We start from the raw sequence: 7175 nt of genomic DNA on the forward strand, positions 1-7175 counted from the left end.
TAGCTGCTCGCATAACGGGAAGCCGTGCGACTCGGCATGAAATCATTGGCTTCTTGCTTTGTTCACTTCCCGATGTTGCCTTGATGTTCACGGACGTTCCTGTTAGCGTGCTTACTAGAAAGGGCTTCAGTAAGCACCATGGTATCAGGGCGGATCAACAAAAGCACTGTGGACGCCACGCATCCGGGGGCAAAAGAGGTCATGCTGTGGGATGACAAAATCTCCGGCTTCGGCCTGAAGGTCACGCCGACCGGCTCCAAGACATACCTGTTCCAATACCGTCTTGGTGGTCGTGCAGGCAAAACCCGGCGCGTGACAATCGGCAAACACGGCAACCTGACGCCGGACGGTGCCCGCAAGGAAGCCGAACGCCTCGCCCGCACGGTGGCGCAGGGCCTCGATCCCCAGCAGCAGAAGCAGGACAACGCGCGCAAGGCCGTCGATCTGGCGTTCAAGGGTTATGCCGAAACCTTCGTGGAAGACTGTCTGAAGGTTCGTTGGAAAGCATCGCACAAGGACGGCGAAGCCCTCCTACGCCTATATGCTACGCCGGTCCTCGGCTCTAAACCCATCCATGAAATCAACCGCGCCGACATTCGGGCCGTGCTGAACAAGGCCAAGGGTAAGGTCGCGACAAGCCGCAACCTGTTCGCTGTTCTGCGCCGCCTGTTCCGCTGGGCGGTCAGTCAGGGCGATATTGACGTATCACCGTTGCACGGGATGGAACCCCCTCCCCTGCCCGTGAAGCGTGATCGGGTGTTGTCGGATGCGGAATTGAGCATCGCTTGGAAAGCCGCTGGCGAATTGGGCTATCCGTTCGGGCCGTTTGTCCGGCTCCTGATCGTTACCGGCCAGCGTCTGGAGGAAGTTTCTGGCCTTGAATGGTCTGAACTGACGAAATCCACCGCCATGTGGGCGCTACCTGCCGAGCGGGCGAAAAATGGCAACGCGTCGATGGTGCCGCTGTCCAAATTGGCTGTCGCTGAACTGGAAGCGCTGGCGAAACGGTCCAAGCGCAAGGATGGTTGGCCGCGCACCGGCTTTGTATTCAGTACCACCGGCACAACTTCGATTAGCGGGCACTCTCGCGCGAAACGGCGGCTGGACAAGGAAATGTCGATCTTGGCGGATCGGACTGACGATGTGCACACCATAGCGCCTTGGCGGTTCCACGATCTGCGCCGGACCTTGGCGACGGGTATGCAGCGGCTGGGCGTGCGCTTTGAAGTGACAGAGGCCATCTTGAACCACGTTAGCGGGTCGAAGGCTGGCGTAGCCGGTGTCTACCAACTTCATGATTGGGGGCCGGAGAAGAAGACTGCAATGCAATCGTGGTCAGACCATATCGAGCGCATCTTAACCGATGCCGACAACAGCAACGTGGTTCAGCTCGACACGATACGAGCGTGAACGGGGTGGCGCGGCTAGGGTAGCTCCCGAACGGCGGTACCGCACCGCCTGCCGCGTCATCATCCATCAATGCGGACGCCTGCGGAGGCGAAATGGAAGGCTTGAATGAAGGGGACCTCAAAGCGCTTTTTTCGCTGTATTGCGATGACGCCTTTGACGAGTTCGAGAAAGCGAAGGATAGGATCAACTCCCAATTTTCGTTGGCGAGTCGCTATCAGAGCGGAGCGCACACCAATGCGCTTCTTGAAGGCGCGGAAAGTGCGCTTAAAGCAGCAATAAAGGCAGTCTGTGCTAAAGTTACAGAACGCAAAATTTTTGACGTGCTTAGGTCGCATGTAGACCTAGCTTTTGATCAGTGCCTAGGTGAAATCCGAGAAATAGTTGTGGGCCGGAATGGATTAAAACCCGCTCCGGGAATGGCCGAAGTGGTTCACAGGCTTGGCCAGCAATCCCGCTCCAGAATCCATCGCGAGATTGCGAAGTGTGAACTTGAACTGTTGGCGGGCGGCAATGCCAGTCTTGAAGACCTAATTGGCGCTCTTCCGCCTCACGCAAAGACGAGAAACAGGGACTGCAAAGCAGTTGCGGACTTAGCTGCTCGTATGATTCGGGATAAAGATATGAATCGTGCAGAAGCATTTCGCCAAGCTCTCCAAGAAAAGGGGTGTCCGCGCCCAGGAACACTTGAAAGCAACGAGCGGGCAGTTCGGGAGACGTTCGACATGATGTACGACACTGCCGGGCATCCACTTCAAAATTGATCAAAATTGATACAGCGACTTTCACCTAATCCACGCTTCATATGCGTGTCGTCCCGCAGCAACCCGCTGCTTAACGGAGGGCGGCATGAAGACCTACAACACCGAAGAGCAGGAAGCCGAGCGCATCGGCTTTGCTCCCAAAACACTCGCAAACCAGCGCTGTCGTGGTGACGGCCCCCCGTTCATCAAAGTAGGACGCCTTGTCCGATACGATCCGGAATTGACGGACGCATGGCTGGCTGACCGCATACGTAACTCCACCTCGGAAGCGGCGTGACTTATGGTCGGCCAGAAAGGGGCTTGCTCCCCTGAAAAGCAAAAGGGCCGTCCCCGGCTCTGCGTGAACGACCCTCTTGTAATCTCGGCTGTGGCGGCCATTGATTTTGAGGGCTTCAATATAACCGAAACCAAGGCTTGGGGCAATAAACTCGCTTCTGCCGCGCGGCTCTGGATGCAGCGCGGTGGCTTTGGTCAGCGCGGTCGTATCAGCAAAGGCGATGCTCACCGCATGCTACGTCGCGAACTTGCCGCACTGTCGGCAGGGGGTGACGCATGACGGCGGCGACAATCAGCGCCCCGGTCCAGCCTTGGAGCGGTCACTGGCGTCTGCCGAAGCGGGCGGAACTGCGCGATGGGTTATATAACGTCTCCCAGTTCACCGCGATGCAGTTGCTTCAGAAGCGGGCACCGCGCGACCAATGGGAAGGCGACTTCCTGCAAACGGTTCTGCTTCAGAACAAGCCGCTCGGCCCAGGCCAGAGGTACTGGCTCGACCGGCTTACCCGTGAATTTGAAGAACGGGGGACGGTATGACCCAGCTTCTCGATCTGGATGCAATCCGCGAGGCCAACCCGCTTCCTGCCATTGTAGGCGGCATGATCCAGCTTCACCGTGCGGGGCGGGAATGGAAGGCGTGCTGTCCGTTCCACACCGAAAAGACGCCAAGCTTTACGATCTTCGCGAGCGGTCGGCGCTACCATTGTTTCGGTTGTGGCGCGAGTGGCGACGTTCTCGACCTGATCCAGCACCTCCACGGCGTCAGTCTGCGGCATGCGGCGGCGATGCTGGCTGGTGAAGATTTGCCCCGTGCCGATGTCGCACCGATCCTTGCCGATGACGACAAGGCCAACCGGATGGATGAGGCGCGGGCCGTGTGGGATTATGCCGTCCCTGCTGCTGGCACCTTGGCAGAAGCCTATCTGCGCTGGCGCGGTATCGACATCGATCCGCCCATGTCCATTCGGTTTGCGGAGTTGCCCTATGGCAAGAACGGCGAAATTTTGCCTTGTCTGGTGGCCTGCGTGTCATCCCCGCAAGGCCCGCTTCAGGGTGTGCAGCGCATCTTCCTCGCCCGTGATGGCCGGGGAAAAGCTGACGTACCCGCCCCCAAGCTGAGCCTTGGCCGTGTCCGTGGTGGGGCTGTCAGGCTGGCTGGTCTGGACGATGGCGAACTGATTGTCTGCGAAGGACCGGAAACCGGCCTTAGCCTGTTGCAGACGCTCAAGCGCCCCGTCTGGGTGGCCTGTGGCGGCTCGATGCTTCCGGCGATGGAATTTCCACCGTCCGTTCGTTCCGTCGCGATTGGTGGTGACAATGACGACGCGGGACGCGCCAAGGCCGAACAGGCAGCGGAAGCATTCTCCCGTCACGGTATCCGGACGCGGATCTTCTACCCGCCCGCACCCTACGGCGATTTCAATGACATTCTTATGAGTGGAGCTCGCGCATGACTGCCGCGACCATCAAACATGCCTTTGAGAAGGCGGAAGACTACAACATCTGGTCCGTCCCCGACATGTCGGTCATCAATGCCGGACGCCGTGAACCCGCGACCATGCCGTCCGACCTGTTCGGCCCTGCATGGAACCTGCTGTCGGACATCGCGGAAGGAACATGCACGCCGGTCGATTATCCGGCCATTGCCTTCCTCGTATCCTGTGCTTCGCTGATCGGCGGGAAACGCAAGGTTCGTCCATACGATACCTCGCCTTGGTGCGAACCATGCATCCTGTGGGCTGGTGTGGTTGGAGATCCATCGTCCCGCAAGTCCCCTGCTCTCGATGTGGTGACTGGACCATTGCGCGAGATCGAGCGCGATCAGGCCGACCATCACAAGGACAACATGCGCGACTGGCAGGAAAAGTGCGAATGGGCGAAGGCATCGCGCAAGCACTGGCAGGATGCACTGGCCAAGGCCGTAAAGGACGGGACGGATTCCCCGCCGATGCCGACGGATGCGGAGGATCCGGAAGAGCCTGTCCGTCGCCGTGCCATGATCATGGATGCAACACCGGAAGCGGTTGGCTCGATCCTTGAGGGCAACCCCCAAGGCACCCTGCACTTCCGTGATGAACTGGCCGGGTGGTTGCAGTCGTTCGATCGGTACAGTCCAGGCGGAAGAGAGTTTTGGCTTGAGGCCTACGGAGGCCGCCCGTTCGTCATCGACCGCAAGGGTGCGAAGGGACCGCTTACGATCCCGTTCAACGGTGTTTCGGTCCTTGGCGGTATCCAGCCCAGCAAGATGGCTGCTGCGTTGCTGTCGTCACCTGACGATGGGCTTGTTGCCCGGTTCTTGTGGGCGTGGCCGAACAAGCTGACGGAAGTGCGCAGACCGCGCCAGTCTGCCGACATGGCCGCGCTTGAGAACGTCTACAGGCGGCTTGAGGCGATTGGCTGGGGGATGGACGCAGAAGGGCGGCAATCGTCTGTCACGCTGCCCCTGTCGCCTCGCGCTGCCGACATCTTCGAACATTGGGAACGCGACAACGCCGGTGTGGACGAGGACGCTGCGGCGCTGTTCAAGTCGTTCGTCGGCAAAATGAACGGTGCGGTCCTGCGTCTTGCTCTGGTCGGTGAATATATCCGCTGGGCATGGGAGGGTGGAGCCGAGCCTTCAGAGGTGTCGGATGCATCGCTGATCGCTGCTGCCGGCTTCTGCGATGACTACTGCAAGCCAATGGCTGAACGGGTTTATGGCGATGCCGCTTTGCCGGTGGTCGAACGCAACGCCGCAGTGCTGGCCCGGTATATCCGCAGGCAGGGCTTCCGCACCATCAACAAGCGCACCCTGAAGCAGTCGCCGCACAAGTCCAGCTTGCCCGGCCTTCGGGAAGCGCAGGCGATGGATGCCGCCGTTGAACATCTGGTCGATGCCGGATGGCTGAACCCTACCCCTACGCGGGAAGGTGGAACCAACGGTCGCCATAGCTTCGATTACGCGGTGAACCCTGCTGTTCATGGAGGTGCATGATGGGCTGGCGAGAATACGCGAAACAGGTTCAGGACGTCGGGCACGATAGGCACAATAGGCACATTAGCCCTGTTTCGACCCCTAACGTGCCTAACGTGCCTAATGTGCCGGGGTCTCTTCCGCTCGATCCGAAGGGTCTGCGCCGCTGTGTTGAACGGCTGTCGCGCCTTGATCCCCTCGCTCCCTTGCATGGCCTGTCCGTGGATCGCTGGCGGCAACTGCTCGATGATGCCGAATGGCTAGCTGAAACCTTCGGCACGCAGGCTGCACGCGATGGCTGGTCCGCTGCCGATCTGTTCGGGCGCTGGCCCGATGTCGATGGCATGGGCGGGATTGCTGACCGGCTCAATTCCTCGCGCTCGCTCGTCCTGTCCGCTGACCGGGCCGCGTGGCGCATCAACGGTGTGACGTTCACATACAATCGCGGGTCGTATGATCTGCCCCTGGTCTGGGAGGTGCAGCCATGATCACGATGCAATCACCCATCTTCGGAAAGTGCATTCTGCGCCCACAAGATGAACCGCCAACCAAGGACTACAAGATCGGTTACGTCGCGCTTGAGGGTAAGGAAAAACTGACCATCGCCATCTTCAAGGATGTCTGGCGGGACCGGAACCTGAAACGCTTCAAACAGCCCGTAACGCGTTGGTACGCAGTGGAGACAGAAGATGGCCGACAAGTCCTCTGAACACCTGCGCCGCGATGGTAAGATAGATCCGACCGACTCCGATCTGGCGAAGCCCAAGAAGCGGCGGCGGAAGAAGCGGAATGTCCCCGCCCCTCACCCTGATTTGCGGGCAAGTAAGGCTGCCATGCGGAAAAGGGCTGATGCACGCCCGATTCCCCCGCAAGTGCTGTTGGAACCTGCGGGCATGGACAAGGAGCATTGGACCGCCCCGCACGACGATCAGGATCTCTGGCATCTGCAACTGTCGGATGCGTTCGGAACGCGCGCCTATTCGGTGATGATTGCGTTCTTCGAGCAACTCCATCGCCTCTGCGCGAATGAAATCTGGGATGCCGAGGCCGAGCAATGGCGGATCAACGAAGACCAACTTTCGACAATGTTGGCGATGGTCAACGCGGTGAAGCCAGCCAACGAGATGGAAGCGGCACTCGCTGCCCAGATGGTAGCCGTCCACTTCATGCGGATGAAGCTGTCGGAGCGTGCGGTGAAATACGGTGAGGCACAAACCGCAGCGGTTGCCGGAAAGCTGGCGCGCACCTTTACCGATCAATTGCGGGCCGTGCAGGAATTGAAGGGCCGCAAGAAGACAACGCGCCAGTCAATCAAGGTAACGCGGGAGAGCCACGTTCATTATCATGACCACCGGGGTGACCAAAAAAATGACAGCCGAGTCCATGAACGGACAATCGAACCCTCTTCCGAAACTGCTGACGGATGCGAAGCTCTGCCAAGCCCGAACAAGGGCGGGGACGTTGTGCCGCTGTCCCGCGCTAAAAGGCCGTAACCGCTGCTCGCGTCATGGCGGGAAATCGACCGGTGTGAGCGGAGAGGCGAACGGAAGCTGGAAAGACGGCGCGTGGAGCAATGAGGCCATTGCCCTACGGCGCGAGGCCAACAAGCTATTGAGAGAGTTGCGCAATGCTTGATCTGGAAGACTTCGGGGGTGGTCCCAACGGCATGGCGCTACTGTGCGAACACAAGCTGGACGAATTGGCGACGGAGAAAGCTGACTGCACGGACCGGAATCGCAAACGGGTGTCAACGGCGGCGTAAAAGTCGTCCATTG

General features: G+C 59.5%; 11 protein-coding genes. All 11 read left to right on the forward strand.

Going from position 1 to position 7175, the window contains the following annotated elements:
* The first annotated feature begins 168 nt into the window (after positions 1-168).
* The 11 genes from A7A77_RS16910 to A7A77_RS18625 all read left to right on the forward strand — a co-directional run bounded on the left by A7A77_RS16910 (position 169) and on the right by A7A77_RS18625 (position 7035).
* A complete protein-coding gene (locus A7A77_RS16910) occupies positions 169-1410 on the forward strand; it encodes a tyrosine-type recombinase/integrase (RefSeq protein WP_245638531.1) in 1242 nt (413 codons plus the stop codon).
* A gap of 92 nt (positions 1411-1502) precedes the next feature.
* Complete coding sequence (locus tag A7A77_RS16915) at positions 1503-2171, forward strand: hypothetical protein (RefSeq protein ID WP_066561132.1); 669 nt, start codon at positions 1503-1505, stop codon at positions 2169-2171.
* Between the two features lie 85 nt (positions 2172-2256).
* Positions 2257-2448 carry a helix-turn-helix transcriptional regulator gene (locus A7A77_RS18095; protein WP_156500663.1) on the forward strand — a complete coding sequence of 64 codons (192 nt, stop codon included), beginning with the start codon at positions 2257-2259 and terminating at the stop codon, positions 2446-2448.
* A 3-nt stretch (positions 2449-2451) separates the two neighbouring features.
* A complete protein-coding gene (locus A7A77_RS18100; protein WP_156500664.1) occupies positions 2452-2727 on the forward strand; it encodes a hypothetical protein in 276 nt (91 codons plus the stop codon).
* Complete coding sequence (locus A7A77_RS16925; RefSeq protein WP_066561154.1) at positions 2724-2984, forward strand: hypothetical protein; 261 nt, start codon at positions 2724-2726, stop codon at positions 2982-2984. Before A7A77_RS18100 ends, A7A77_RS16925 begins: the two co-directional genes overlap by 4 nt.
* Positions 2981-3901, forward strand: a complete 921-nt coding sequence (locus A7A77_RS16930; protein ID WP_066561157.1) for a DUF7146 domain-containing protein — start codon at positions 2981-2983, stop codon at positions 3899-3901. The genes A7A77_RS16925 and A7A77_RS16930 overlap by 4 nt, the downstream gene beginning before the upstream one ends.
* Entirely contained in the window at positions 3898-5421 is a 1524-nt protein-coding gene (locus A7A77_RS16935) for a YfjI family protein (protein ID WP_066561161.1), read from the forward strand. The genes A7A77_RS16930 and A7A77_RS16935 overlap by 4 nt, the downstream gene beginning before the upstream one ends.
* A gap of 104 nt (positions 5422-5525) precedes the next feature.
* On the forward strand, positions 5526-5888 hold the full coding sequence (locus A7A77_RS16940) for a hypothetical protein (protein WP_066561164.1): 363 nt from the start codon (positions 5526-5528) through the stop codon (positions 5886-5888).
* Positions 5885-6109, forward strand: a complete 225-nt coding sequence (locus A7A77_RS16945; RefSeq protein ID WP_066561165.1) for a hypothetical protein — start codon at positions 5885-5887, stop codon at positions 6107-6109. Before A7A77_RS16940 ends, A7A77_RS16945 begins: the two co-directional genes overlap by 4 nt.
* Positions 6090-6893, forward strand: a complete 804-nt coding sequence (locus tag A7A77_RS16950) for a hypothetical protein (protein WP_156500665.1) — start codon at positions 6090-6092, stop codon at positions 6891-6893. Before A7A77_RS16945 ends, A7A77_RS16950 begins: the two co-directional genes overlap by 20 nt.
* Entirely contained in the window at positions 6784-7035 is a 252-nt protein-coding gene (locus A7A77_RS18625) for an HGGxSTG domain-containing protein (protein ID WP_425388593.1), read from the forward strand. The genes A7A77_RS16950 and A7A77_RS18625 overlap by 110 nt, the downstream gene beginning before the upstream one ends.
* Positions 7036-7175: the final 140 nt, after the last annotated feature.

Source organism: Croceicoccus bisphenolivorans, assembly GCF_001634625.1.
GTDB lineage: Bacteria > Pseudomonadota > Alphaproteobacteria > Sphingomonadales > Sphingomonadaceae > Croceicoccus > Croceicoccus bisphenolivorans.